Origin of the sequence: Lysobacter capsici, from assembly GCF_014779555.2 — a bacterium.
Classification (GTDB): Bacteria; Pseudomonadota; Gammaproteobacteria; order Xanthomonadales; family Xanthomonadaceae; genus Lysobacter; species Lysobacter capsici.
Window position 1 is genome coordinate 3,281,943 of record NZ_CP094357.1, and the last position, 26,906, is coordinate 3,308,848.

At 67.5% G+C, this 26,906-nt stretch carries 19 protein-coding genes; 4 read left to right on the forward strand and 15 right to left on the reverse strand.

What is annotated here, in order from left to right:
* Nucleotides 1-9 precede the first annotated feature (9 nt).
* Entirely contained in the window at nucleotides 10-1,476 is a 1,467-nt protein-coding gene (locus IEQ11_RS13240; protein WP_191822700.1) for a DHA2 family efflux MFS transporter permease subunit, read from the reverse strand.
* A 696-nt stretch (nucleotides 1,477-2,172) separates the two neighbouring features.
* Here IEQ11_RS13240 and IEQ11_RS13245 point away from each other — a divergent pair.
* Nucleotides 2,173-4,383, forward strand: a complete 2,211-nt coding sequence (locus IEQ11_RS13245; RefSeq protein WP_191822699.1) for a S8 family serine peptidase — start codon at nucleotides 2,173-2,175, stop codon at nucleotides 4,381-4,383.
* 203 nt (nucleotides 4,384-4,586) lie between these two features.
* Here the strand turns inward: IEQ11_RS13245 and IEQ11_RS13250 are convergent, their stop codons facing one another.
* The 10 genes from IEQ11_RS13250 to IEQ11_RS13295 form a co-directional block, all read right to left on the reverse strand.
* On the reverse strand, nucleotides 4,587-5,168 hold the full coding sequence (locus IEQ11_RS13250; RefSeq protein ID WP_191822698.1) for a YceI family protein: 582 nt from the start codon (nucleotides 5,166-5,168) through the stop codon (nucleotides 4,587-4,589).
* 367 nt (nucleotides 5,169-5,535) lie between these two features.
* A complete protein-coding gene (locus tag IEQ11_RS13255; protein ID WP_191822697.1) occupies nucleotides 5,536-6,846 on the reverse strand; it encodes a carbohydrate porin in 1,311 nt (436 codons plus the stop codon).
* A gap of 85 nt (nucleotides 6,847-6,931) precedes the next feature.
* A complete protein-coding gene (locus IEQ11_RS13260; protein ID WP_228464813.1) occupies nucleotides 6,932-8,455 on the reverse strand; it encodes a CoA-acylating methylmalonate-semialdehyde dehydrogenase in 1,524 nt (507 codons plus the stop codon).
* 26 nt (nucleotides 8,456-8,481) lie between these two features.
* Nucleotides 8,482-9,279 (reverse strand): 5-deoxy-glucuronate isomerase, encoded by a 798-nt coding sequence (gene iolB / locus IEQ11_RS13265; protein ID WP_191822696.1) that lies wholly within the window; start codon nucleotides 9,277-9,279, stop codon nucleotides 8,482-8,484.
* Nucleotides 9,276-10,193, reverse strand: coding sequence for a myo-inosose-2 dehydratase (gene iolE / locus IEQ11_RS13270; protein WP_191822695.1), 918 nt, complete (start codon nucleotides 10,191-10,193; stop codon nucleotides 9,276-9,278). The genes iolB and iolE overlap by 4 nt, the downstream gene beginning before the upstream one ends.
* On the reverse strand, nucleotides 10,186-12,129 hold the full coding sequence (gene iolD, locus IEQ11_RS13275) for a 3D-(3,5/4)-trihydroxycyclohexane-1,2-dione acylhydrolase (decyclizing) (protein WP_191822694.1): 1,944 nt from the start codon (nucleotides 12,127-12,129) through the stop codon (nucleotides 10,186-10,188). The genes iolE and iolD overlap by 8 nt, the downstream gene beginning before the upstream one ends.
* On the reverse strand, nucleotides 12,126-14,081 hold the full coding sequence (locus IEQ11_RS13280) for a bifunctional 5-dehydro-2-deoxygluconokinase/5-dehydro-2-deoxyphosphogluconate aldolase (RefSeq protein ID WP_191822693.1): 1,956 nt from the start codon (nucleotides 14,079-14,081) through the stop codon (nucleotides 12,126-12,128). Before IEQ11_RS13280 ends, iolD begins: the two co-directional genes overlap by 4 nt.
* Before the next feature lie 40 nt (nucleotides 14,082-14,121).
* The gene (locus IEQ11_RS13285; protein ID WP_191822692.1) at nucleotides 14,122-14,913 is read right to left on the reverse strand and encodes an ATP-binding cassette domain-containing protein; all 792 of its coding nucleotides are present in this window, start codon (nucleotides 14,911-14,913) and stop codon (nucleotides 14,122-14,124) included.
* A gap of 10 nt (nucleotides 14,914-14,923) precedes the next feature.
* Nucleotides 14,924-16,033, reverse strand: a complete 1,110-nt coding sequence (locus IEQ11_RS13290) for an ABC transporter permease (protein WP_228464811.1) — start codon at nucleotides 16,031-16,033, stop codon at nucleotides 14,924-14,926.
* A 156-nt stretch (nucleotides 16,034-16,189) separates the two neighbouring features.
* Nucleotides 16,190-17,290 (reverse strand): sugar ABC transporter substrate-binding protein, encoded by a 1,101-nt coding sequence (locus tag IEQ11_RS13295; RefSeq protein ID WP_191822690.1) that lies wholly within the window; start codon nucleotides 17,288-17,290, stop codon nucleotides 16,190-16,192.
* Nucleotides 17,291-17,486: 196 nt separating this feature from the next.
* On the opposite strand from IEQ11_RS13295, the gene IEQ11_RS13300 reads away from it, so the two are divergent.
* The 3 genes from IEQ11_RS13300 to IEQ11_RS13310 all read left to right on the forward strand — a co-directional run bounded on the left by IEQ11_RS13300 (nucleotide 17,487) and on the right by IEQ11_RS13310 (nucleotide 20,427).
* Nucleotides 17,487-18,353, forward strand: a complete 867-nt coding sequence (locus IEQ11_RS13300) for a MurR/RpiR family transcriptional regulator (protein ID WP_036104288.1) — start codon at nucleotides 17,487-17,489, stop codon at nucleotides 18,351-18,353.
* Entirely contained in the window at nucleotides 18,346-19,338 is a 993-nt protein-coding gene (gene iolG, locus IEQ11_RS13305) for an inositol 2-dehydrogenase (protein ID WP_191822689.1), read from the forward strand. The genes IEQ11_RS13300 and iolG overlap by 8 nt, the downstream gene beginning before the upstream one ends.
* A 66-nt stretch (nucleotides 19,339-19,404) precedes the next feature.
* Nucleotides 19,405-20,427 carry a Gfo/Idh/MocA family oxidoreductase gene (locus IEQ11_RS13310; RefSeq protein WP_191822688.1) on the forward strand — a complete coding sequence of 341 codons (1,023 nt, stop codon included), beginning with the start codon at nucleotides 19,405-19,407 and terminating at the stop codon, nucleotides 20,425-20,427.
* A gap of 126 nt (nucleotides 20,428-20,553) precedes the next feature.
* Here the strand turns inward: IEQ11_RS13310 and gyrA are convergent, their stop codons facing one another.
* The 4 genes from gyrA to IEQ11_RS13330 all read right to left on the reverse strand — a co-directional run bounded on the left by gyrA (nucleotide 20,554) and on the right by IEQ11_RS13330 (nucleotide 26,879).
* The gene (gene gyrA / locus IEQ11_RS13315; RefSeq protein WP_046656744.1) at nucleotides 20,554-23,304 is read right to left on the reverse strand and encodes a DNA gyrase subunit A; all 2,751 of its coding nucleotides are present in this window, start codon (nucleotides 23,302-23,304) and stop codon (nucleotides 20,554-20,556) included.
* A 712-nt stretch (nucleotides 23,305-24,016) separates the two neighbouring features.
* Entirely contained in the window at nucleotides 24,017-25,075 is a 1,059-nt protein-coding gene (mtnA, locus tag IEQ11_RS13320) for an S-methyl-5-thioribose-1-phosphate isomerase (RefSeq protein WP_191822687.1), read from the reverse strand.
* Between the two features lie 118 nt (nucleotides 25,076-25,193).
* The gene (locus tag IEQ11_RS13325; RefSeq protein WP_191822686.1) at nucleotides 25,194-25,961 is read right to left on the reverse strand and encodes a DUF3011 domain-containing protein; all 768 of its coding nucleotides are present in this window, start codon (nucleotides 25,959-25,961) and stop codon (nucleotides 25,194-25,196) included.
* A 189-nt stretch (nucleotides 25,962-26,150) separates the two neighbouring features.
* Nucleotides 26,151-26,879 carry a DUF3011 domain-containing protein gene (locus IEQ11_RS13330; RefSeq protein WP_057921777.1) on the reverse strand — a complete coding sequence of 243 codons (729 nt, stop codon included), beginning with the start codon at nucleotides 26,877-26,879 and terminating at the stop codon, nucleotides 26,151-26,153.
* Between the last annotated feature and the right edge of the window lie 27 nt (nucleotides 26,880-26,906).

The following is a 26,906-nucleotide window of genomic DNA, read 5'->3' on the forward strand; positions in this document are numbered from 1 at the left end:
GGGCAACGCTCAATGCATCGCCGGCTGCGCGCTCTCGGCGGCCTGATTCGCCGGCGTGCGCAGCAGCAGGCCGCCGAGCAAGGCCGCGGTCAAACCGAATACCGCGCCGACCGCAAACGCGAGGTGATAACCCTCGGCCTGCGCCGCGATCAGCTCGCTGCCCGCGGCGATCCGCGCCGAGGTGCGCGACGCGGCCAGGCTGGCCAGAATCGCCAGTCCCAACGCGCCGCCCATCATGAACGCGGTGTTGACCACGCCCGAAGCCAGGCCCGATTCGGCCGGCGAGACATCGCTCATCGCCGCCAGCAACAAGGGATTGAACGCGATGCCGGCACCGAGCCCGAGCAACAGCATGCCGGGCAATACATCGCTGACGAAATCGCCGCCGACCGGCGCGCGCGCGAACAGCAGCAGGCCGATCGTCGCCAGGGCCAGGCCGGCCGCGAGCGGCCAACGGATGCCGAAGCGCATCACCAGCTTGGCCGACAAGCCCAGCGAGAACGCCGCCATGATCAGGTTCGACGGCAGGAACGCGAGACCGACCTGCATCGGCGAGTACTTCAGCACCAACTGCATGTACAGCGCCGACAGGAAGAACCAGGCGAACATCGCCGCCGCCCACAGCACGCCGACCGTATTCGCCACCGCGACATTGCGCAGGCGGAACAGGCTCAGCGGCATCAGCGGCGCGCTGACCCGCGATTCGATCCACAGGAACGCGAGCAACAACACAATCGCAACACCGAGCAGGCCGAGCGTAGCCAGCGAGGTCCAGCCGGCTTCGTTGCCGTTGACGATCGCGTACACCGCGAGCATCAGCGAGGCGGTCACGGTGATGGAACCTGCGACGTCCAACTGGCCCTCGCCCGGCCCGCGCGACGCCGGCAGCAACTTCAGCGTCGCCGCGATCACGATCAGGCCGATCGGAATATTGACCAGGAAAATCCAGTGCCAGCTCAATCCGCCGGTGAGCAATCCGCCGAGCAGCACGCCGACGCTGCCGCCGCCGGCGCAGACGAAGCTGTACACGCCCATCGCCTTGGCCCGGTCGGCCGGCTCGGTAAACAGATTCATGATCAGCGACAACGCCACCGCGGTGACGACCGCGCCGCCAAGCCCCTGCACGCCGCGCGCGGCCACCAGGAAGGTCTGACTGCCGGCCAGCCCGCAGGCCAGCGACGCCAGGGTGAACACCGCGATGCCGATCAGGAACACGCGGCGATGGCCGAACAGATCGCCGAGCCGCCCGCCCAGCAACAGGAAGCCGCCGAAGGTCAGCAGATAAGCATTCACCACCCAGGCCAGCGAGCTTTCGCTGAACCCCAGGTCGGTGCGGATCGACGGCAGCGCGACATTCACGATGGTCGAGTCGAGCACGATCATCAACGCGCCCATGCACAGCACGGCCAGCGCGGCCCAGCGGTGGTCGTGGGGCTTGCGCTCGGCGTGCTCGGCGGAAAGCTGTTGATCGGTCATGCGCGATGAAGTCCTTTGCTGCGGAGATGCGGCCCGGTTGCCGGATCGATCGATCCGGAAACGATCGTTCGCTCGGGTCGGGCGCGCGTTGATTGCGATACTCGATGCATGCGGATGCGAGTTGCAAGCGGCTTGCGATTTCGCGGTTCGATGGATCGCGGTTCTAGCCGGTTCGATGCAAATCCGCAGCCAAATCCACGGACGTCGCCGCTGCTCGCGCGGCGACGCCGCATCAGCCGCGGCCGCTTTCGACGCGCCTCATGACCGAATCCGACACGAACCGCACATGCCCACGCATCCGAGCCACCGCCAGCCTGCGAGCGACTATCGCCCGCGCCCGCAGCCGGTCACAGTGTGATTTGTCATGCCAGATCTTGACTTGAATCAACCAAATGCGTGTTCTCTGGCACGCGATCGCACTGTATCGACACAACGAACCTCGCATCCGCGTTCAGCCAACACCATGGCCACGTCGACGATCAAGGCCGACACCTCGCAATCGATACGATCGCGTATCGATGTGGAATCGGCGAACGATCTCAACTTCGCGGATCGTGGATCGGCACAATCGCAAGCTCGCGTCGCTGCCGACGGATCGCCTCGCAGTTCGAACGCGCCTCGTTCGTGGATCGACGAGTCCGACCGATCCCGGATCGCCCCCCAACGCCTGGGGATGCCACTGGAGAAGGATTCTCTATGCGCTACGTCAACACCCGCTCCCAACCCACCCGCTCGCACGGCCTGAGCCTCGCCATCGCCGCCTCGATCGGCCTGTGCTCGCTCGCCGGCGCGCCTGCGTTCGCCGGCGAAGCCCGGCTGTCCGGCCTGGATGCGCAGCCCTCGTTCGATCGCTTCATCGTCCGCTATGTGCCCGGCAGCGCCGCGCGCGGCACCGCTTCGGCCAAGGCGTCCGCGTTGAATCGCGCCGCCGAACGGGTGCGACGCGGCGCCGAACCGGCGCTCGCGCTCAAGACCCTGCGCTCGACCGCGCTGGCCGGCACCGACGTCGTCATCGCCGACCGCCGTCTCGACCGCGATCAGGCCGCCGCGTTGATGCGCCGGCTGGCCGCCGATCCACAAGTCGATTACGTCGAGATCGATGCGCGCATGCACACCACCATGACCCCCAACGATCCGAGCTACCCGTTGCAATGGGGTTACAACGACGCCGACGCCGGCATCCGCGCCGAACAGGCCTGGGACATCGGCAACGGCGCGGGCGTGGTCGTCGCCGTGCTCGATACCGGCATCACCTCGCACGGCGATCTAAATGCCAACATCGTTGCCGGCTACGACTTCATCAACGACGCGGCCACCGCACGCGACGGAAACGGTCGCGATCCCAACCCGAACGACGAAGGCGATTGGGAAAGCGCCGGCGAATGCGGTCCGTTCGCGGCCGCCAATTCGAGCTGGCACGGCACCCATGTCGCCGGCACGATCGCCGCGGTCACCAACAACGGCTCCGGCGTCGCCGGCACCGCGTTCGGCGCGCGGGTCCAGCCGGTGCGCGTGCTCGGCCGTTGCGGCGGCTATCTGTCCGACATCGCCGACGCGATCGTATGGGCGTCCGGCGGCGCGGTCGCCGGAATTCCGGCCAACGCGACGCCCGCCAACGTGATCAACATGAGCCTGGGCGGCTCGGGCGTGTGCAGCGCGACGTATCAGAACGCGATCGACGGCGCGGTCGCGCGCGGCACCACCGTGGTCGTCGCGGCCGGCAATGGCAACGTCGATGCCGCCAACGCCAACCCCGCCAACTGCAACAACGTGATCGCGGTCGGCGCGGTCGACAGCAACGGCGCGCGTTCGGTCTGGAACGCCAGCCAGCAATCCAACTTCGGCGCCCTGGTCGATCTGGCCGCGCCGGGCACCGATATCTACTCCACGCTCAACTCGGGCGCGACCACGCCCGCGGCCGCCAGCTACGGCTATATGAGCGGCACCTCGATGGCCGCGCCGCATGTCGCCGGCGTGGTCGCGCTGCTGCGTTCGGTATCGTCGCAGCAACGCACGCCGGCGCAGATCGAAAGCCTGCTCAAGTCGACCGCGACGCCGTTCCCGAGCACGCCCTCGCAACCGATCGGCACCGGCATCGTCAATGCCGCCGCCGCGGTCAATGCCGTCGCGAGCGGCGCGGCGCCGGGCACGATCGTCGGCATGGGCAACAAATGCCTGGATGTGCGCGGTGGCGCCACCGCCAACGCGAGCGTGGTGCAGGTGTTCGGCTGCAACGGCTTTGCGCAGCAGAACTGGTCGCTCGGCGACACCTACGCCAATCTGCGCGGCGTGCCGAGCGGACGCATGCTCGACGTGGTTGGGATCAATCCCGACAACGGCGCGCAATTGCAGATCTACGACGCCACCGGCGCGAGCAATCAGGCCTGGAGCTTCACCAACACGACCATCCTCAGTCTGGGCAGCAAGGCGGTGGACGCGATCGGCGGCAGTTCCGCCAACGGCACGCTGCTGCAGCTGTGGGACAGCTCCGGCGTCGCCCAGCAGACCTGGAACTTCAATCCGCAGACCGGCGCCATCACCGGCATCGGCGGCAAATGCCTGGACGTGATCGGCGGCAACAGCGCCGACGGCACTCCAGTGCAGTTGTGGGACTGCAGCGGCGTGGCCCAGCAGAAGTGGCGGCTCGGACCCGGCGGCCGCATTCTCGGTATCGGCGGCAAGTGCCTGGAAGCGGCCAACGGCAGTTTCGCCAATGGCACCCAGATACGGATCTGGAGCTGCAACGGCCTTCCCCATCAGTCCTGGCGTTTACGCGGCGAAATCCGCAGCGGGCTCAACGGCAAGTGCCTCGACGATCCGAACTTGGGCCAGTACGACGGATCGCTGGTGCATATGTGGACCTGCCACGGCGGGCCCAATCAGCGTTGGGAATATCGTTCGTACTGAGTCGGCCGCGCTTGCGATGATCGGCGACATGCGCCTGGGCGAAACGACGCTCAAGCACCCTGCAGAACCAGACGCGCCGCCCGAGGGCGGCGCGTTCTGGTTTCTGTCTTGCGGGTTTCCCGCTTGCGCGGTGCACCGCGCGATTTGCGATCAACGATTTCCAACCGCGCGATCGCGACGCGGATCGATCGCGCCGCGCGCGATCACTCCGCCGCGACCGCCTCGATCTGGATACGCAGGTTCACGTCCATGCTGAAGCCCCAGTCCTTGCCGGCGGCGATGCCGAACTGGTCGCGCTGGAAGGTCGCGCTGGCGTCGGCGCCGCAGACCTCGCGCTTGAGCATCGGATGCGGCATGCACTTGAACTTGTTGATCTTCAGCTCCAGCGGCTTGGTCACCCCGTGCAGGGTCAGCTCGCCCTCGACCTTGCTCGGCGCGCCGTCCTTGAAATCGGCCAGCTTGCCCTTGTAGGTCGCGGTTGGGAACTTGGCGGTATCGAACAGCTCGGCCTTGTTGGCGTGCTCGTTCATCGCGTCCAGGCCGAAGTCGATGCTGGTGGTGTCGATGGTGACCTCGACCGTGCCGGCGCCGGCCTTCTTGTCGAGCGTCACCGTGCCCTCGGACTTGTTGAACTTGCCGCGCCAGGTCGACAGGCCGCCCATGTGGTCGGCTTCGAAGCTGGGATAGGTGTGGGACGGGTCGATCTTGTAGGTGACCGGCGCGGCGAAGGCGCTACCGGCGAAAACGGCCAGCGAGGTCACGGCGCAAAGCGTCAGCTTGTTCATGAGAAGGTCCCATTGGCGGAAGTCGGGGCACGCTACCACCGCGAGCCGGCGCCTCGCAATCGTGCCGATGCGCGGCATCGTGAACGCGCGGCGCGCCATCGTTACGATGCGGTGCAACAACGTCCACGCGACGGATCGCCGGACGGCGATACGCCGCGTTCCGACCGTCGCGCGGCGCGGCATAGCGGCATTCGCCATTTTCGCTCGATGCCTGCGCATTCACGCGCTGGCACTGCGTATCCAATCAAGGCCGTCGCGCGCGACACGACCCGACGCACCGCCGCCGCGGTGGTACGCGGCGGCGTTCGCCAATCCCGCTGCGCCGGCGCATCGGCTCGCCCGCGATGCGACCCGACGGATGCGTCGATCAGAAGTCGATATTGGTCTTCAACCCGAGGATCAACGCATCGCGATTCGCATCGGTACCGCCGGGATGACGGATGTACTGCAGATTGGGCCGCAGCGACACCGAGGCGATCGGCGACCAGTTGTAGAACAGCTCGGTCACGTACTCGTTGCCGTCCTTGACCGGCGCCGCCGACTGCGGATGCAGCCGATTGAACAGACGCTGATGATCGGCCGCGCGCGGGCCGGCGTGGGTGGCGCCGAAGGCCAGGCCGACGTAATCGTTGGGCCGCTGGAACACGCCCTTGTAGGTCACGCCGAGCGCGATCTGGCGATCGGTCGACGAGGTGTTGCGGTCGGCCTGGGTCAGATTGAGGAAAACGCTCGCTCCATTGCGGCCGCTTTCACCGCTGAGTTGTTGCTGGAACGACAGGAACCCGCCGTAACGGCTGCCGCGATGCAACGCATCGCCGCCGGTCAACGCACGCGGCTGCCCGGTGCGGTCGTAGAACAGATCGGCGCCGCCGGCGTTGCTGTACCAGCCGCCGATCTTGTAGCTGCCCGGTCGGCCGCCGAGCTTCGGCGTCCAGCCGAACTCGACCGGAATCAGCGCGCCGGTGGTGCCCGACGGGAAATCGGGTTTCCAGCCGTTGCGCTTGGCGTAGGCGTCGTCGACGTACTTCGGATTGAGCTGGTACGCGCCGATTTTCAGATAGGTATCGGCGCCGGTGTCGAGCTTGATCCGCGCCGCCCATTGGCTGGTCGGCCAGTTCACCCAGTAATCGCCGGCGATATTGCCCGGAGGCGCGCCGCAGAAGGTCAGGCTCATGAAGTCGCAGCTGAAGCCGGCGAAGTCCTCGCCGACCGGCAAGCGGCCGATGCGCAGATTGGCCTTGCCGCCGAACAGGTCCTGGCTCAGCGCGAACACGGTCAGATGCCAGGTCTGGCCGCGGCCATAGACTTCCTGGATGAGCTGGTTGTTGCCGATGCCGGCATCGGCGCCGAGGTTGTCGCCGCCGCGATGGGTGAACATCACCTGGAACGCGCTGCCGGTCCAGCCCCAGGTCTTGTCGAGGTCGACGACGGCGCCGAGTTTCCATTGATCGGTGTAACGGGTCAGTTCGCGCTGGCCGCCACTGCGATTGCGCGCGGTTTCGCTGGTGTGTCCGAATTCGAAGCTCACGCCGCGATCGGCCAGCGCGGTGCGTTTGCCGCCCCAGTCGCCGAACAGGTACGGACTGTCCTCCTGCGCGCTCGCCGGCGCATGGGCGACGACGCCGAACAGCGCCAGCAACAAGGAAGCGTGAAGCGGATTTTTGAGTAAAGCGGGCATAGCACGCCTCCTGAAAGGCATGGGTGGGTACGAGGATCGAAGGGCGGCTATCGCGGCGCGGACCGAAGTTCGCGACGCGACAGCGTCAGTGGGTCGGCATGACGAACTGGGCTCCGCCGCTGGCGCCGCCGGCCAGCCAACGTTGGGTGACGGCTTTCTGCCGGGTGTAGAAACGCACCGCTTCCGGGCCGTGCGCGTGGTGATCGCCCATCAGACTCTTCTTCCAGCCGCCGAAGCTGTGAAACGCCATCGGCACCGGGATCGGCACGTTGATGCCGATCATCCCGACCTGCACGCGATGGGCGAACTCGCGCGCGGCCAGGCCATCGCGGGTGAAAATCGCGGTGCCGTTGCCGAACTCGTGCGCATCGATCAGCGCCAGCGCCGCGGCGAAATCGGGCACGCGCACCACGCACAGCACCGGTCCGAAGATTTCCTCGCGATAGATGCGCATGTCGGTGCCGACGCGATCGAACAGGCTGCCGCCGAGGAAGAACCCGCGTTCGCGACCGGCCACGCGATGGCCGCGTCCGTCGACCACGAGTTGCGCGCCGGCGGCCACGCCGTCGTCGATGTAGGCGAGAATCTTGTCGCGATGCTGGGCGGTGACGACCGGCCCCATTTCGCTGCCCGGGTCCATGCCGTCGCCGATGCGCAGCGCGCGCACCTTCGGCGCAAGCCTGGCGACCAATGCATCGGCGGTGGCCTCGCCGACCGCGACCGCGACCGAGATCGCCATGCAGCGCTCGCCGGCGGCGCCGTAACCGGCGCCGATCAACGCATCCGCGGTCGCGTCCAGATCGGCATCGGGCATCACCAGCAAGTGGTTTTTCGCGCCGCCCAACGCCTGCACGCGCTTGCCGCGCGCGCAGCCGCGGGCATAGATGTATTCGGCGATGGGGGTGGAACCCACGAAGCTGATCGCCTGCACGTCGGGATGGTCCAGCAGCGCATCGACCGCGCGCTTGTCGCCTTGCACCACGTTGAACACGCCATCGGGCAATCCGGCCTCCTTGAGCAATTCGGCCAGGCGCAGCGCGGTGGACGGATCGCGCTCGGACGGCTTGAGCACGAAGCTGTTGCCGCAGGCGATCGCCATCGGGAACATCCACATCGGCACCATCGCCGGAAAATTGAACGGGGTGATGCCGGCGCACACGCCCAGCGGCTGGCGCATGGTCCAGGCATCGATGCCGTTGGCGATCTGCTCGGTGTAATCGCCCTTGAGCAATTCGGGGATGCCGCAGGCGTACTCCACCACCTCCAGACCGCGGATCAGCTCGCCGCGCGCATCCGACAGCACCTTGCCGTGCTCGCGGGTGATCAGCGCGGACAAGCCGTCCAGTTCGCGTTCGATCAGCTCCTTGAAGCGGAACATCACCCGCGCGCGCTTGAGCGGCGGCGTGCGCGACCAGGCGGGAAACGCGGCGCGCGCGGCGGCGACCGCCGCATCGACCTCGTCCGCGGTCGCCAACGCGACCGCGCCGATCACCTCGCCGCTGGCCGGGTTGTAGCAGGCCGCGCTGTCGCCGTCGCCCGCGCGCGGGCGACCGTCGATGTAATGGCCGATGCGCGCGGGGCCGGTTTGAGGTGACATCTGGGCGGACATGTTCGGTCTTCCTGTCGTAAGCGGGATCAGGGCTTCATCAGCCAGTCGTGGGCCGGATCGTTCTTGAAATGCCAGACCCGGCGCGGACCGGCCATCACGTTGAGGTAGTAGCCGCGATAGCCGTGCGGCATCACCACCGGGTGGTAACCGCGCGGCACCATGACCAGATCGCGGTCGCACACGGCCATGGATTCGTCGAGCTCGCGATCGTCGGTGTAGACGCGCTGAAAGGCGAAGCCCTGCGGCGGATCGATGCGGTGGTAATAGGTTTCCTCCAGCGAACTTTCCTGCGGAACGTTGTCGCTGTCGTGCTTGTGCGGCGGGTAACTGGAGGAATGCGCGGCCGGCGTCACCACTTCCACCACCAGCAGGGATTCGGCCGCCTCGGTCTGCGGCAGGATGTCGCAAACGTAGCGGGTGTTGCTGCCCTGCCCGCGCACGCTGCGCTGCATCGTATCGGCGGCGATCAGCCGCAGCGGATGCCGGCCTTGGCCCGGCGCGGTCGCCAGGGCCAGTTCGGCGTCCTCATGCGCGTGGATCCGAAGCGGCGTCGCCGGCGGCGCGTACACCGCGTCGGGCGAACGCGGCTCGAACACGCTCGCGCGTCCGCCGATGCGTTCGAACAAATGCGCGCCCGCGCTGACATCGACGGTGCCGGTCAGCACCACCAGGCAGCCTTCGCGGCCCGGCGGCAGATCCAGCGCGGCGTCTTCGCCGGCGCGAAGCCGCAGGCTTTCGAAACCGACATGGCGCCAGCCGGCGGACTCGGGCGTGACCTGGACGATCCGCCGGCCTTCGGGTCGGGCCTTGACCAGCAGACTCATGCGACCTCCCGCATCGCGGCGCCGTCGACCAGCGCGCGCAAGGTCCGATAGCCTTGCTCGGCATAGGCATAACTCGGCGCCACCGCCGGATCCTGTTCGGCCTCGACCACCAGCCAGCCGGCATAGCCGTGTTCGCGCAACACGGCGATCAGCGCGGCGAAATCGATCGCGCCGTCGCCGGGCACGGTGAACACGCCGTTGAGCACCGAGTCGAGAAAACTCCAGTGGCGATTGCGCGCGAGCTTGATCAGCTCCGGCCGCACGTCCTTGCAATGGACATGACAGACCCGGCCGATATGACGGCGCAGCAACGCCAGCGGATCGCCGCCGCCGAAATAGGCATGACCGCTGTCGAACAGCAGGCCGACTTCCTCGCCGGTCGCCGCCATCAGCCGGTCGATATCGCCGGGCGACTCGATATAGGCGCCCATGTGATGGTGATAGGCCAGACGCACGCCGTGTTCGAGCAGATAGCGCGCGAACGCGGTCACCCGCTCGCCGTAGCGCGCGAATGCGTCTTCGTCGGCGAAGCGCGGGCGCTTGTGCAAGGCCACGCCGCGCTCGCCCTGGATCGCGTCGGCGACTTCGCCGTAGACCATGACCTTGCAGCCGTTGCCGGCCAGCAAACGCAGATGCGCTTGCACCGCGGCAATTTCCTCTTCGACCCCGCGCTGCGCGAGCCGTCCGGAGTACCAGCCGGAAATCACCTCCAGCCCGTAGCCGGCCATGAGTTCGCGCAGCGCCTCGGGCTCGCGCGGAAACTTGTTGCCCAACTCGAAGCCCTGGTAGCCGATCTGGCGGCCTTCGAGCAACGCCGTCGCCAGCGGGATTTCGCCGCCCAGCGAGGGCAGATCGTCGTTGCTCCAGCCGATCGGGTTGATGCCGATCTTCACCGCGAACGCGCCGTCAGACATCGCAGTCTCCCTGTGCGGCCGGCGGCCGCGGTTGCTGTCGTTGTTTGGCGATCTCGTAATCGCGCCGCGCCTGCCGCACCGCGTCGCGCTCGGACACTTGCGGCACCGCCACCTCCCACCAGCAACCGCCGTGCTCGGTGGTGCGGCGGTGATCGGTGTCGATCGAGATCAGATAGGTGCCGCGCGCCGCGCGCGCGCGCCGCATCGCCTGCTCCAGCGCGTCGATGTCGGCGACATGCTCGGCCTGCGCGCCCATCGCCCGGGCATGCGCGGCGAAATCGATCGGCGGCGCGCCGTCGCCGGCGTGCAGGCAGTCGTCCCACATATTGTTGAACGCCGCGCCGCCGCAGGCCTGCTGCAGGCGGTTGATGCAGCCGAAACCGCGGTTGTCCAGCACCACGACGATCAGCTTCATGCCCAGCATCACCGAGCTGGCGATCTCGGCGTTGAGCATCAGATAGCTGCCGTCGCCGACCATCACCACCACTTCGCGCTCGGGCCGGGCCATCTTCACGCCCAGGCCGCCGGCGATCTCGTAGCCCATGCAGGAGTAGCCGTACTCCATGTGATAGCCGCCGGGCGTGCGCGTGCGCCAAAGTTTTTCCAGTTCCGCCGGCAAGGTACCGGCGGCGCAGACGACGATGTCGTCGCGATCGGACCGCGCGCCCGAGCGTTGCACCGCGCCGATGACTTCGCCGTCGTACGGCAAGGTGCCCGCGGCCAGTTCGCGCCGGCCGGTGACGGCGTCGACGATCGCGCGCCACGCCTGCGCTTCGTCCCGCGCGCGCGCAGCCCACGGCGCGGGCGCGTGCCAGTCCGACAGCGATGCCGACAGCGCGCGCAGGCCCAGACCGGCGTCGCAGATCAGTTCCGGTCCCCCGCCCTTCAAGGCGTCGTAAGCGTTGACGTTGATCGTGGCGATGCGCGCGCCGGCATACAGCGCATTCGAACCGGTGGTGAAATCCTGCAGCCGCGTGCCCACCGCCAGCACCAGATCGGCCTGCGCGAGCAGCGCATTGGCTGAGCTGGAACCGCAGACGCCGGCCGCGCCCAGTTGCAAGGGATGATCCCAGGCCAGCGCGCCCTTGCCGGCCTGGGTTTCGGCCACGGGCACTCGATGCAGGTCGGCGAAGCGACGCAGCTCATCGCCGGCGCGGCCGTACAGCACGCCGCCGCCGGCGATCAGCACCGGCCGCTGCGCCTCGCGCAATGCGGCGGCGAGCGTCGCGACCTCGTCGGCCTGCGGCGACAACGCACGGAAGGCATGCAGGCGCGGCGCGAAGAAGGCCTGCGGCCAATCCCAGGCTTCGGTCTGCACGTCCTGCGGCAAGGCCAGGGTGACCGGGCCGCACAGGGCCGGATCGGTGAGCACGCGCATCGCCCGCGGCAATGCGCGCAGCAATTGCTCGGGCTTGACGATGCGGTCGAAATAACGCGACACCGGACGCAGGCAATCGTTGACGCTGACCGTGCCGTCGGCGAAATCCTCGAGCTGTTGCAGCACCGGATCGGGCGCGCGCGAAACAAAGATGTCGCCCGGCAACAGCAGCACCGGCAATCGGTTGACGTGGGCCAGCGCCGCCGAAGTGACCAGATTGGTCGAACCCGGCCCGATCGACGCGGTCACCGCCATCATGCGCCGGCGCATATGCGCCTTGGCATAAGCGATCGCGGCATTGGCCATGCCCTGCTCGCTGTGCGCGCGGTAGGTCGGCAACGCATCGCGGTGCTGATACAGCGCCTCGCCCAGGCCGGCGACATTGCCGTGGCCGAAGATCGCGAACACGCCGCCGAACAGGCGCACGCGTTCGCCACTGTCGGGATCGATCGTGTACTGCGCGGCGAGGTAACGCACCAGGGCCTGGGCCATGGTCAGGCGCACCACGCCGCCGGAACCGGATGCCGTCGCCGACGCGGGGGAGGACGTAGCGTTCATGCGGCATGCCCGACGGTTCCGGCGGCGGGCGCGCACCGGACTTGACGCGACCGCGCCCACAGCGCGGCGAGTTCGGCGAACCCGGCGCAGGCGCGGGCCACCAGGGTTTCGTCGTCGATGTCGCCGCGCAGCCAGGCGCGCGCGGGCTCGACGAAGATGCTGCGGCCCACCGCGAAACCGCGGCAACTGCGGCTGCGCGAGGCGGCGGCGAAACCCTCGGCCAGTTCGGCGAACGGCGCGTTCAAGCCGAGCAGCAACACGCCGCGGCAATACGGGTCGCGTTCTTCGATCAGCGCGTCCAGCGCGTCCCAGTCGCGCATCGGCAGCGGCGCCAGTTTCCACCACTGCGGACGGATGCCGAGGTTGTAGATCCGCTTGAGCGAACGCAGCACCCGTTCGCCGCCGCGCCGGCCTTCGCTGTCGGCCGGCGGTATCACTTCCAGCAACAACTCGTGCCCGCTCGCCCGCACCGCGTCGTACAGACCGCGCAACTGGGTTTCCTGTTCGATCCGCGCCCGCGCATCGCCGTCGGGATCGAACTGCACCAGGCACTTCACCACGTGTTCGAGCGGCCAACGCGACAACTGCGTGCCGATCGAGCGGCCGTACTCGAACTCGAGCGGATTCGAACCGGGCATTTCGACCGGACGGCCGATCCACCAGCGGCGTCCGGTCGCCGCATCCAGCGCATCCTGGCCGTAGGTTTCATCGCACAGCAAACCGATCCGGCCATGCAGATCCAGACTGCGTTCGGCGCGATCCACCGCCTGCACCAGCAAGGACTTGAGCCGCGGCAGGCGCGATTCGGGCGCGCCGCATTCGCGCGCCAGGTCGAACAGCTGGCTGCGATGATCGAACGCGAACACATGCAGATCGTCCCACTGCGCGCGCGCCACGCTGACCCGATGCAGATGGGCCAGCTGTTCGTCGCGATCGGGCCGGCGCAGGCGTTCGGCATTGGCGAGGAAATAATCGAGTTCGGCGCGGCTCGGCATCGCCGGCGCGCAGCCGTGGCGCGAAACCACCAGCGCGCCGCAGGCGTTGGCATAAGCGCAGCAGCGTTCGATCGGTTCGTCGCGCAACCAGCCCGACAGAAAGCCGGCCATGAACGCATCGCCGGCGCCGAGCACGTTGAGCACCTCCAGCCGGGTCCCGCGATAGGTCGGCGCGTCGTCGATATCCGTCGGCACCGCGGCTTCGATCACGCTGCAGCCCCGCGCGCCGCGCTTGACCACCAGCAAGGCCGAGGTGACCGCGCGCACCGCGCGCAACGCCGCGATCAAATCGCTGCCGCCACCGGCGACGAGGAACTCTTCTTCGGTGCCGACCACCAGATCGAACAAGGGCAACACCGACTGCAGATGCCGGGTCACGCCGTCGTCGGCGATGAAACGGGTCTCGCCATCGCCGCGTCCGGTCAGTCCCCACAGCACCGGCCGATAATCGATGTCGAGCACGCTGCGCACGCCGTGGCGACGCGCGAATTCCAGGGCGCGCAGACTCGCCGCGTGCACGCCGGCGCTGGACAGATGGGTGCCGGTGATCGCCAGCGCGCGGCTGGAGGCGATGAAATCCTCGTCGATATCGGCCGCGCTCAGCGCCATGTCGGCGCAATTTTCGCGATGGAAGATCAGCGGAAACGTATCGCGGTCCTTGATGCCGAGCAGCACCAGCGCGGTGAGCCGGTCCGGATCGGTGCGCAGCCGGCTCACATCGCAGCCTTCGCGCGCGAGGGTCTCGCGCAGGAACCGGCCCATATGATCGTCGCCGACCCGGCTCAGCATCGCGCTGCGCAGGCCCAGCCGGGCCAGGCCGAAGGCGGCGTTGGCGGACGAGCCACCCAGGTACTTGGCGAAACTGGCCACGTCCTCCAGACGCGCGCCGGTCTGCTGCGCGTACAGATCCACGGCCACGCGGCCGAGGAAGATGGCATCGAGAGCGCGATCGTTCATGGGCGGGTTCCGGAAAACAGTGGGGGCCGGCGTGCGCGATTCATGCGGCGCTGCGTCCTTCGAGCCGGTCGAACAGGGTCTGGATCTCGCTGCCGCCGGCCATCATGTCCAGCACGCGTTCCTTGCTGATCTCGTGCTTGGCGAAACTGCCCATCGACTGGCCGCGGTTGAGCACGGTGAAGCTGTCGCCGATCGGATAGGCGTGGTGGACGTTGTGGGTGATGAAGATCACCGAGATGCTGCGCTCGCGCGCCTGATGAATCAGCGTCAACACGTTGCAGCTCTGCTTGACCCCGAGCGCGGCGGTGGGTTCGTCCAGGATCAGCACCTTGGCGCCGAAATGGATCGCGCGCGCGATCGCCAGGCATTGCCGCTCGCCGCCGGACATGGTGCCCACCGGCTGATGCGGCGAGCGCACGTGGATGCCCATCTCGGCGAGTTTGGTCATCGCCGTTTCGGCGGCGAAGTCCAGGTCCATCACCGGGATCAAGCCCATCAGCTTGCGCCGCGGCTCGCGGCCGGCGAAGAAATTGCGCGCCACGCTCATCAACGGCACCAGCGCCAGATCCTGATAAACCGTGGCGATGCCGCGATCGAGCGCCTCGCGCGGCGATTTGAAGCACACCGGCTGGCCTTCGACCAGATAGCGGCCCTCGCTGGGACGGTGAACGCCCGCCAGCGTCTTGATCAGGGTGGACTTGCCGGCGCCGTTGTCGCCGAGCAGGCAATGCACCTCGCCACGGCGCAGGCGCAGGCTCACGTCCTTGAGCGAGATCACGCTACCGAAATATTTGCTGACGTTTTCCAGTTGCAGGATGCAGTCGTCGTTCATGGCCGGGCCCTCACTTCGCGCCGGTCGCGCGCAGGCGGATGTAATGGTTCAACAGCACCGCCAGCAGCAGCATCGCGCCGAGGAACACGCGGTACCAATCCGAGTTGATGTCGGTGTAGGAGATGCCGATCTGAACCACGCCGAAGATCAGCGCGCCGATGCAGGCGCCGCGGATCGAACCGTAGCCGCCGGTCAGCAAGGCGCCGCCGATGACCGCGGCGATGATCGCCTCGAACTCCTTCTGCAGGCCGCGATCGGCCGCCGCCGAGCCGATGTCGGCCACTTGCAGCACGCCGAACAGGCAGGCGCACAGCGCGGTGACCACGAACAGGCCGATCTTGACCCGCCGCACCGGCACGCCGACGTTCTTGGCCGCGGTGGCGTCGCCGCCGACGGTGAAGATCCAGTTGCCGGTGCGGGTTTGCGACAACACGAAACCCGCGGCCGCGGCGAGCGCGCCCCACCACAGCAAGACCTTGGGAATGCCCTCGACCACCGGCTTGCCGTTGGGCAGGCGCTCGATCGCGCCGCTGTTGGCGAGCCATTCGAACAACCCCGGCAAGGCCGCGCCGCGGAACAAGGCGCTGATCAGCGGATCGCGCGCGACCGCTTCGCCGACGCCGCTGACCACGGTGCTGTTGGAAAAATGCGTGGACAGCACCAGGGTCAGCCCGCGCAGGATGAACATGAAGGCGAGCGTGACGATGAAACTGGGCAGGCCGGTGCGCACCACCAGATAGCCGTTAAGCCAGCCCAGCGCGGCGCAGCACACGAAGGTGAACGCCACCGCCGCCCACATCGGCCAGCCCAGGAACATCGCCGGCACCGCCATCAGCATGCCGGCGAAACCGATCATTGAACCGATCGACAGATCGAACTCGCCGGCGATCATCAGCAGACACGCACCGACCGCGATGATCCCCAGATAGGCGGCGACCTGCGACCAGTTCATCACCCCGTCGAGGTTGAACATTCCCGAATCGCCGGCGAACACCGCGAACAGGGCGAACACCAGCACCGCGCCGGCCAGGGATCCGAATTCGGGCCGGGCGGCGAACGCGCGCCAGAAGGCAATGGGCCGCACGCGCTCGTCCTTGCGCTGGCCGGGAAGGTCGTTCATGGAAGTCGCCATGTGAGGGAACGTCGTACTCATCGGGTTCTCCGTGCGAAAGCGGACGAGCGCCGGCCTTGCGACCACGGCCCCAGGCCGGCTCGCACGCGGTGATCGGACACGCTCGGTGCTGCTGCTCGGCGCTAGGTGCTCAGCGCCATGGGCTCAGCGGTATTGGCCTGCGTACTTCTTGATCACATCGAGCCGCTCGCGGGTGACGAAGCCGGGGCCGGAACTCACGCCGTCGGCGGTGTACACCGGCTCCAGCGCGTACTGCTTCAGCCGCGCCTGGATCTTGGGATGGGCGCGCAGCCTGGCGACGATCACGGCCGGATCGCGGGTGGTTTCGTCGTGCGCGATCTTGAGCGCGGCGATCGCCAGATAGCCCTGCAGATACGGCTGCTGGTCGATGGCGAAATTCAGTTCGCCGTCCTCGATGCCCTGCACGATCGTCGGCGACAGATCGAAGGTGGCGAAGAAGATCTTGCCGGCCAGGCCCATCTGCTTGAGCACCTGCAGGGTCGGTTCGGCCGAGTTCGGACCCAGCGCGAGCACCGCGCCGGTCTTGGGGTTGTTGCGCAGGTAAGCGCCGACCTTGCTCGAGACCACGGTGGGGTCCACGCCGGTGTCGAGCATCGAAGCGCGCAAGTCCGCGCCGAGCGCGTCGGCGAATCCCTTGCAGCGCTCCACCGAGGCCAGATTGGTCGCGTAGTGGTTCACGCACAGGAACGAGGTCACGCCGGCGGCCTTGGCGCGTTCGCCGGCGGCCTTGCCGGCGTCGTACTCGGGCTGGCCGATGTGCATGATCGCGTCGAGCTGTTTGCTCTGTTCGCGCGTGCCGGAATTGATCGTGACCAGGGCGATGCCCTTGCCGGTGACGCGCGAGGTCGCCTTGGACAGCACGCTGAAATCGGCGATCGAGGTGGCCACGCCGGCGTAATTGCGCGCGGCCGATTGCTCGATCAGCCGCGCCATGTCGGCCAGGTCGCCGTTGGGCGGATTGCGGTAGTCCACGGCCACGCCGAAATCCTCGCCGGCATCGACGACCGAGTTCTTGATCGTGTTCCACCACGAATCCGAATCCGGCGCATGGCTGACCAGCACGTAGCGCTCGCCGCCGCGGCCGCTGCCCGCGCCGCCACCGGCGGAAGCCGGCGCGGACGGCGCCTCGCCGCCGCCCGAGCACGCGCTCAGCACCAGCGCCAATGCGATCGAAACCGAGCGCAGGCCGAATCGCCCGTGCAGAAATGACCCGATAACGCGCATACACCCCACTCCCCTATGGACCGGCCAGGCCGGCGACGGACCGCCGCTGCGACCGCGAAACGGCGGCAGCGACTCGATGGGGGCCGAGCATAGGGGCAAGGAAATCGCTTTTGCAACCCGCAGTGCAACATTTTTAAAACTAGAATTTAAATTCCATTTCAGGTATAAAGACACCCACACCACTCCAGGAGCCCGCATGTCCACCTACCAGGGAGTCGATGAGCTGATGCAAGGCATCGCCGCCGAGTTCGACAACCTGCCGCGCCAGTTGCAGAGCGTGGCCCGCTACATCGAACAGCAACGCGCCAACCTGATGGTCCAGCGCATCAACGAAATCGCCGAGGGCAGCGGCGTGCACAGCTCGGCGGTGGTGCGCTTCGCCCAGCGCTTCGGCTTTTCCGGCTTCACCGAGATGCAGGCGCTGTTCCGCAACGCCTACACCGAGCAGGTCGCGCCGGCGCGCAGCTACCAGCAACGCATCCGCCGGGTGATCGAAGACGACGGCGGGCGCATGACCAGCGCGCAGATGGCGCTGCGCTTCATCGACGCCAGCCGCCTGGGCCTGGACGAACTGGCCGCCGAGTTCGACGCCGAGCGCTTCCAAAGCGCGGTCGACCTGCTGGTCAAGGCCGAGAACATCTACGTGGTCGCGGTGCGCCGCAGCTTCAGCATCGCCAGCTACATCGCCTACGCCCTGCAGCACACCAACAAGCGCGTGCATCTGATCACCGGTCTGGGCGGCATGCATCGCGAACAGATCCGCAGCATCGGCAAGAACGACGTGCTGATCGCGATCAGTTTTCCGCCCTACGGCAAGGAAACCCTGTTCTGCGCGCGGGTGGCGCGCGAGCGCCACGCCAAGGTGCTGGCGGTCACCGAAAGCGAACTCGGGCCGCTGGCCAACTACGCCGACGTGCTGCTGAAGGTGCAAGAAGGCAGCGCGTTCGCGTTCCGCGCGCTGACCAGCACGATCTGCCTGTGCCAGGCCTTGTTCGTCGCCCTGACCTACGAGCTCGAACTCAAGGTCGAAGAAACCAACCGTCCCGGGGAATACGATGATTGAAGTGGCTTTGTTCGGCGCCGGCCGCATCGGCAAGATCCATGCGGCCAATCTGGTCCGTCATCCGAAGGCGCGGCTGCGTTATGTCGTCGACGTGCACGACGCGGCCGCGGCCGAACTGGCGCGGACGCACGGCGCGCGCGTCGCCAGCGCCGAGCAGGCCCTGGCCGATCCGGCCGTGAACGCGGTGGTGATCGGTTCGAGCACCGACACCCACGCCGATCTGATCCAGCGCTCGGCGCTCGCCGGCAAGGCGATCTTCTGCGAGAAACCGGTCGATCTGGACATCGGCCGCGCGCGCGCCTGCGCCGACACGATCGCGCGCACCGGCGCGGCGTGCATGATCGGTTTCCAGCGCCGTTTCGATCCGACCTTCCGCGCGCTCAAGCAGCGCCTCGACGCCGGCGAGATCGGCGCGCCGGAAGTGTTGCTGATCACCAGCCGCGATCCGGGCCCGCCGCCGCTGGACTACATCGCCCGCTCCGGCGGCGTGTTCAAGGACATGCTGATCCACGACTTCGACATCTTCCGCTGGATCCTCGGCGCCGAAGCGGTCAGCGTCTACGCGACCGGCGCCGCGCCGGAGTTTGCCGAGATCGCCGCCGCCGGCGACCTCACCACCGCCGCGGTCACCTTGCGCACGCGCGAGGGCGCCTTGTGCCAGATCAACACTTCGCGCCGCGCCGCCTACGGCTACGACCAGCGCTTCGAAGTGCTCGGCAGCCGCGGCCTGCTGCAGGCCGGCAATCTGCGTCCGACCGAAGTGGTCGCGTGGAACGCACAGGCGATCAGCCAGGACACGCCCGAAGCGTTCTTCCTGGAACGCTACCGCGCGGCCTACGCGCTGGAAATCGAGCATTTCTTCGATGGCTTGAGCCAGGGCACGCCGCTGCATCCGAACATCGACGACGGGATCAAGGCGCTGGAACTGGCCGAACTGGCCACGCGCTCTTGGCGCGAAGGCCGGGCCCTGGACTGCTCGATCTGAATACGACGGCGGCCCGATCGCGCGCACCGCCGCCGCGCTCATCCGTGCGCGCCAACAGAGGTAGTCATGAGTCAGAAGTTGCTGAAAATCGGGGTCGCCGGGCTCGGCCGTCTGGGCCGGCGCTACGCCGAGAATCTCGCCCGGCACGTGCCCAGGGCGCGCCTGGACGCGGTCTGCAGTCCAATCGCCGACGAGGTGGATTGGGCGCGTGAGCACCTGGGCGTGCAACGCGCCTATGCCGACTACGCCGCGATGCTGGCCGATCCTGAGCTGGACGCGGTGTTCCTGATCACCCCGACCTCGCTGCATCCGCAACAGATCGAACAAGCGCTGGACGCGGGCAAGCACGTGTTCTGCGAAAAGCCGCTGTCGCTGCGGATGGACGAATGCCGGCGCACGGTCGAGCACGCCCGGCGCCATCCCGCGTTGCGCGCGATGGTCGGATTCGTCCGCCACTTCGACGCCAGTTATCGCCAAGCCAAGACCCGCATCGACGACGGCGCGATCGGCAAGCCGTTCCTGGTCTATTCGCAGACCGCCGACCTGTTCGACCCCAGCGGCGCCTTCGTCAAATTCGCCCCGACCAGCGGCGGCCTGTTCCTCGATTGCAGCGTGCACGACGTCGACCTGGCGCGCTGGCTGCTGGGCCGGCCCAAGGCGCGGCGGGTTTACGCGATGGGCACGATCGCCGCGTATCCGGATCTGCAAGCCATCGGCGACATCGACAACGGCGTGGCCGTGTGCGAGTTCGACAACGGCTGCATGGCGATGTTCTACGCCTCGCGCACCCAGGCCCACGGCCACGAAACCTGCACCGACGTGGTCGGCACCGCCGGCAAGCTCAGCATCGGCCGCAATCCGCGCCTGGATCGGCTCGAGATCGCCGACGCGCACGGCGTGCGCAGCTTGTCGACGGCGAACTTCTTCGAACGCTTCGGCGACGCCTTCCTGAGCCAGTGCTCGCATTTCGTCGACGCGGTGCTCGACGATCGGCCTTTCGATCTCGACCTGGAGGACGCGGCCGAAGCCACCCGCATCGCGATCGCCTTGCGCGAATCCTTGCAGACCCGGCAGCCGGTGGACCTGTGACCGGTTCCGGCCGATCTGTCCGCGCCGCCCCGTAACGGTCGAGGCGACGGCAGACCGCCCGAACGCGACCGCAAAAGAAAACGCCGCTCGAAGGCGGCGTTTTCTCAAGGCTCATGCAAACGACGATCAGGCATCCGCAGCCGGCGTTTCCACCGCGTCACCGGCATCGGCCACCGGCGCGGCCGGCACCTCGCCTTCGATGCCGTCCTCGACCTCGTCCAGCGACGCGTCCACGCGCTCGATGGTCTGCAGGGTCTCGTCCTCGGCCAGGCGCATCAGGGTCACGCCCTGGGTATTGCGGCCGACCTGGGAGATTTCCGCCGCGCGGGTACGCACCAGGGTGCCGCCGTCGGAAATCATCAGCACTTCGTGGTGATCGCTGAGCTGGATCGCGCCGACCAGCGCGCCGTTGCGCTCGGTGGTCTTCAGCGCGATCACGCCCTGGGTGCCGCGGCCCTTGCACGGGTACTCGTCGACCGGCGTGCGCTTGCCGTAACCACGCTGACTGGCGGTGAGGATGTCGCCGTCGCCGTCGATCACGATCATGCTCACGACCGATTCGCCCTTCGCCAGCTTGATGCCGCGCACGCCACGGCTGTTGCGGCCGGTGGAACGCACGCCGCCCTTGCCGCGACGCGACCGGTCGGCGCCCTCGCCTTCGGCCACGACTTCAACGGCGTCTTCGCCGCTGTCTTCGGCGCCGTCGGTGTCGACCGATTCCTCGACCGCGTCGGCATCGTCCTCGCGGCCGCTCTCGGCGAAGCGCACGGCCTTGCCGTTGCTCGCGAACAGCATCACTTCGCGCTGGCCGTTGGTCAGCGCCACGTCGACCAGGGCATCGCCGTCGTCGAGATTGATCGCGATCTTGCCGCGCGCCAGACGATAGGCGAACTCGGTCAGCGGGGTCTTCTTGACCATGCCGTTGCGGGTGGCGAAGAACACGAAGTGGCTGTCGTCGTACGCACGCACCGGCAGCACCGCCTGCACCTGCTCGCCGGCTTCCAGCGCCAGCCAGTTGATGATCGGACGGCCGCGCGCGTTCGGGCCGGCGTCGGGCAGCTGGTGCACCGGCAGCCAGAACACCCGGCCGGTGCTGGTGAAGGTCAGCAGCGTGTCGTGGGTGTTGACCAGCCACAGCTTGTCGATGAAATCCTCGTCCTTGGTCATCGCCGCGTTGCGGCCCTTGCCGCCGCGCTTCTGCGCGCGGTAGGCGCTGACCGGCTGACGCTTGGCGTAACCCGAATGCGACAGGGTCACCACCACGTCTTCCGGCGCGATCAGGTCGAGGATGTCGAGGTCTTCTTCGCTCGCGCGGATTTCGCTGCGGCGCGCGTCGCCGAATTCTTCCTTCAGATTAAGCAGTTCGGTTCGGATCACCTCGAGCAGCACGTCGGGATTCTCGAGGATCTCGATCAGGCCGCGGATGGCCTCCAGCAGCACCTTGTATTCGTCGGTGAGCTTTTCCTGCTCCAACCCGGTCAGGCGATGCAGGCGCATTTCCAGGATCTGGGTCGCCTGCGTCTCGGTCAGCTGATAGCGGCCGTCGTGCAGGCCGAACTCGGCCGCGAGGTCCTCCGGACGCGAGGCCTCGGAACCGGCCGCGGCCAGCAAGGCGCCGACCAGACCCGGTTCCCAGGTCTTCTCCAACATGCGCTCGCGCGCTTCGTTGGGATTGGCCGAGGTCTTGATCAGCTCGATCATCTCGTCGATGTTGGCGAGCGCGACCGTCAAACCTTCCAAAATATGCGCGCGCTGACGCGCCTTGCGCAGTTCGAAGATGGTGCGGCGGGTCACCACTTCGCGGCGGTGACGGATGAAGGCTTCGAGGATCTGCTTGAGGTTCAGCAACTGCGGGCGGCCGTCGACCAGCGCCACCATGTTGATGCCGAACACCGACTCCATCTGAGTCTGCTGATAGAGGTTGTTGAGCACCACCTCGGCCGATTCGCCGCGCTTGACCTCGATGAAGATGCGCATGCCGTCCTTGTCGGACTCGTCGCGCAGCTCGCTGATGCCTTCCAGGCGCTTTTCCTTGACCAGCTCGGCGATCTTCTCGATCAAGCGCGCCTTGTTGACCTGGTACGGGATCTCTGTGACCGCGATCGCTTCGCGGCCGGTGTCCTGATTGACCTCGATCTCGGCGCGCGCGCGCATCCGCACCCGGCCGCGGCCGGTGCGGTAGGCGTTGATGATGCCGGCGGTGCCGTTGATGATGCCCGCGGTCGGGAAGTCCGGACCGGGGATGTATTCCATCAGCGCATCGACGTCCAGCTCCGGCGCGTTGATCAGCGCGATGGTCGCGTTGATCACTTCCGACAGATTGTGCGGCGGGATGTTGGTCGCCATGCCCACGGCGATACCGGCCGAGCCGTTGATGAGCAGGTTCGGCACCCGGGTCGGCATGACCGTGGGTTCGAGTTCCTTTTCGTCGTAATTGGGCTGGAAATCGACGGTTTCCTTGTCGATGTCGGCCATCAGCTCGTGGGTGAGCTTGGCCATGCGCGATTCGGTGTAACGCATCGCCGCGGCGGAGTCGCCGTCGACCGAACCGAAGTTGCCTTGGCCGTCGACCAGCAGATAGCGCAGCGAGAACGGCTGCGCCATGCGCACCAGCGTGTCGTAGACCGACTGATCGCCGTGCGGGTGGTACTTACCGATCACGTCGCCGACGATACGCGCCGACTTGAAATGCGGCTTGTTGCTGTGGGCGCCCAGCTCGCTCATGGCGTACAGGACGCGGCGATGCACAGGCTTGAGGCCGTCTCGTACGTCGGGAAGCGCGCGTCCGACGATCACGCTCATGGCGTAATCGAGGTAGCTGCGGCGCATCTCGTCTTCGAGATTGACCTGGATGATTTCCTTGGCGAGTTCGGCCATCAGGGTTCCGTTGCGGGCGGTGAGTCGAACAACCCGGGCGAACGGCGTCGGCGTCCCTCACGGAACGCCGCGGATATGGCTGAAAACAGGGTCCCTGCGGGCCTGTCCTGCAGCTCGCTCGGGGCGGCATCAAAACGACAGGAAATCATAGCACAAAACGCGGTTTCACGGGAGTCTGATTCCCACGCAGAAACAAGCACTTGGCGGGGTTTTTCAGCTGCATTGCAGCATTGGGTGCGGGGTTGGATTGGCGTTGCCTGCGTTGGGCGTTTTGGCGGGCACCGGAGATGCTCGCCAAATGGGCTTTGGCGGCTGTCCCGCGCTCATGTTGGGCAGCCTTCGCAGTGCATGAGCCGGGGGCAAGCGCGAGAGCGCTGCGCGTTCGGGAGAGCTGTCCGACATCGCGAATGCTGCGCTCATCCAAGAGATCTGCGCCCCCCAGCCGTCATTCCCGCGGAGGCGGGCTCTGCTTTACTTCGGCGAAGCCGAACATCCAGAGACTTCAGCGTCATTTCTCAGAACGTCATTCCCGCGAACGCGGGAATCCAGGGCCTTTCGCGCGAGAACGCCTAAAGTCGCTGGATTCCCGCCTTCGCGGGAATCACGGCCTCAACGAATGGCGCTGAAGATATTGGCCTGCGAAGACAGCACGGCAACCAAACGCAATCGCGCCGGAGCGAGTCGAAACCTCAGCCAGCAACCACCGGAAACCTCACCCCCCAAACGCCGCCTTCATCGCCGCCGCATCCGGCCGTTCGATCACCCCGCGCTCGGTCACGATCGCGTCGATCAACTCGTGCGGGGTCACGTCGAACACCGGGTTCCAGGCGCCGACCCGCTCGGCCGCGGTGCGGGTGCCGCCGACGGCGAACAGCTCGCCCGGGTCTCGTTCCTCGATCTCGATCAGGTCGCCGGACGCGGTATCCATGTCGACCGTCGACGACGGCGCGGCGACCATGAACTTGACCCCGTGATGGCGCGCGGCGATCGCCAGCTGGTAGGTGCCGATCTTGTTGGCGGTGTCACCGTTGGCGCAGATGCGGTCGGCGCCGACGATCACCCAGCCGACCTTGCCGGTCTTCATCAGATGCGAGGCGGCCGAGTCGGCGATCAGGATCGGCGCGATGCCGTCCTGCTCCAGTTCCCACACGGTCAGGCGCGCGCCCTGCAGCCACGGCCGGGTCTCGCCGGCGTACACCTGGGCGATGCGACCCTGAGCGACGCCGGCGCGGATCACGCCGAGCGCGGTGCCGAAACCGGCGGTGGCGAGCGAACCGGTATTGCAGTGGGTCAGCACGCCGTTGCCCGGTGCGATCAGGGCCGCGCCGAGCGCGCCCATGCGCCGGTTCGCGGCCAGGTCTTCGTCGGCGATCGCCTGCGCTTCGCGCGCCAGCACGTCGCGCCAGTCGGCGCCCGCGACGGCCAGCACGCGGCGCATGCGCGCCAGCGCCCAGGCCAGGTTGACCGCGGTCGGTCGGGCGGCGTTGAGGCGCTGCATGGCCGGCTCGATCCGCGCCAGCGCGGTCGCGCCGTCGTCGGCCTCGATCGTCTTGGCCGCCAGCACCACGCCCCAGGCCGCGGCGATGCCGATCGCGGGCGCGCCGCGCACGGTCAGCGCATGGATCGCCGCGGCGACCGCGTCGCTGTCTTCGCAGGACACGTACTCCACCGCGAACGGCAGCTTGCGCTGGTCCAGCAGTTCCAGGGCCTGCCCGGTCCAGCGGATCGGGCGGATGCGGTCGTAGCGGTCGAAATCGATGGTGTCGTTCATGGCGTCGAGTTTAACGGATGCAGGTGTCGGCCCTGAAACATCCGCCGCCACAAACGACATCGCCCCGACCTTGCGGCCGGGGCGATGGGTACCAGCGTCAACTCAGGATCGAGCGCGATCAGTTGACCTGGAAGCGACCGCGGCAACCGTTCGACACCCACACGCCGTTGCGGTCCCAACCCCAGGTCTGGCCTTCGATGCACGGCGAACCCGAGTTCTGGCGCAGCAGACGCACGTCGCGGCGCACGCTCATGTTGCAGCGGTTCTGGCGGTTGTTGTTGGACTCGCAGGAAATCTCCTGACCGCCACCGCCCCAGCCGCCGCCGTTGTTGCCGCCACCACCGTTCCAGCCGCCGCCACGGGTGGCGACGAACTCACCGCGGCAACCGCCCGACACCCACACCTGGCCCGGACGCGAACCCCAGTTCTGACCCTCGATGCAGGTGGTGCTGGACAGCTGGCGCTGCAGACGCGCGCGATTGCCGCTGATGCTGCAGCTGCGCTGACGGCCGCCGTCGGATTCGCAACGCACCACGTCGCCGTTGCCGCCGCCGTTCCAACCGCCGCCGCCACCGCCGTTCCAGCCGCCGCCGCGGCCGAGCGCGAATTCGGCGCGGCAACCTTCCGACACCCAGATGCCGTTGCGGTCGTAACCCCAACTGCGGCCCTGGATGCACGAGGAACTGGACAGTTGACGGCTCAGCTGCACGCCGCCTCGGGTATCGGCATCGCAACGGCGCTGACGGCCGCCGTCGGATTCGCAGCGGATGACGCCGTTGTCGGAGCCGTAACCGTAATCGTTGTACTGCGGCGCCGCCTGGGCGACGCCCGCGGACAACCCCAAGCCCACCATCAGACCCAGACTGGAAAGAATGCGTGCGGACATGCTTGTGCTCCTTGTCGATTTGTCGAGGACTCTAGCCGAACCCGCTTAACGCCAGCTCAAGATTTCGCCCTGTTCGCCAATCACGGTAACGATGCGACCGTTTTGTTCATGACGGGCTTAGTTTGCGCCCTGTTTCGCGGCCGATCTCCGCCGTTGGTCGCATGACGCATGGCCCATGACGCGCGCCGATCAACCGCCGCCGCGCCGGTAATCGAGTTCGAATTCGGCGCGGCAACCGTCCTCGACCCATACGCCATGCGCGTCGTAGCCCCAACTGCGGCCTTCGACGCATTCGGTGTTTGACAGCTGCTTGACCATGCGCACGCCCTGGCCGGTTTCGCCGTCGCAACGACGGGCCTTGCGATCGCGCGATTCGCACAGCAGCAGTTTGCCCGGCGCCTGCGCCGCCGGCTCTGCGCCGAGCAGACGGAACTCGCCGCGGCAACCGCCGGAGACCCACACGCCGTTGCCGTCGGTGCCCCAGGACTGATTGCGCAGGCAAGGTTGTTTGGACAATTGCTGGGCCAGGACCACGCCGGCCTCGGTGTTGGCGGCGCAGTGATTCCAGCGCCCGCCGATCGACTCACACTTGATCACGCGCGCGCCGGTCCTGCTGTCGCTGCCGCTGCCGCCGCGTCCGAGCACGAAGTCCGCCGAGCAGCCCTGCGAGACCCACACGCCGCCGCGATCGGCGCCCCAGCTGGTGCCTTCGACGCAGGGCTTGCCGGAGGTGCGCCGGACCAGGCGCACGCCGCCGCGGGTATCGGCCGGGCAACGCACCGTCTGCTCATCCTGCGATGCGCAGCGCAGCACGTCGCCGCCGAACATCCGTTCGCCCGCCGGTTCCGCGCGCGCACTCGTCGCGCACACCGCGGCGGCGAACGCAAACAGATGGATCGCGGCTTTCACACTGCGCATGCATGGCCCCCGGCACCCGATGCGAGC